At 53.5% G+C, this 581-nt stretch carries 1 protein-coding gene; it reads left to right on the top strand.

The window, feature by feature from the left end:
• Positions 1 to 50: 50 nt before the first annotated feature.
• The coding region (locus P0D73_RS46620) for a sterol desaturase family protein (RefSeq protein ID WP_408436500.1) at positions 51 to 581 on the top strand (531 nt) is incomplete at its 3' end.

Here is a 581-nt window from a genome sequence, read left to right as displayed (position 1 = left end):
TCTTGCCGTTACATGAGCTCTGGCAGAACTGCTAAAACACGAGGATTCTGATGTTTCATGAAATCGTCGCACAACTCGACAATATGGTGTCCGTGCTGCAGACGCTCTTATATGTCGACGTCGTGCAGCCGTTCTTCTATCGCTTCGGCCTGATGGGTTACGATGAAGACACCTATGACGCACTGTACTGGGTGATTATCGGCGTGCTGGAAATCGTCGTGATGTATCTTGCGTTGCGGCCGCTTGAAGCGCTGCGCCCCATTGAACTGTGGCAGGATCGCAAGGCGCTGCGCGCCGACGTGATCTACACGTGGATCATCAAGCTCGGCATCATCAATATTGCGTTCTTTTTCATGTTGCAACCGCTATTCTTTGACTGGCAGAGCCTGATATCGATCTACGACATACCGAACGTCAATATCGACGGCCTCTGGCCAGGCGTGACGGATCAGCCAGTCGTGTCGTTCCTGATCTATCTGATCGTGCTCGATTTTGCCGGCTACTGGTATCACCGCTGGCAGCATCGTTTCGGCGTGTGGTGGGAACTGCATGCGGTGCACCACAGCCAGCAGCAGATGTCG

It is taken from the genome of Paraburkholderia sp. RL18-101-BIB-B (assembly GCF_046026985.1).
In the GTDB taxonomy this organism is placed as follows: domain Bacteria; phylum Pseudomonadota; class Gammaproteobacteria; order Burkholderiales; family Burkholderiaceae; genus Paraburkholderia.
This window is presented reverse-complemented; position numbering and strand designations above follow the sequence as displayed.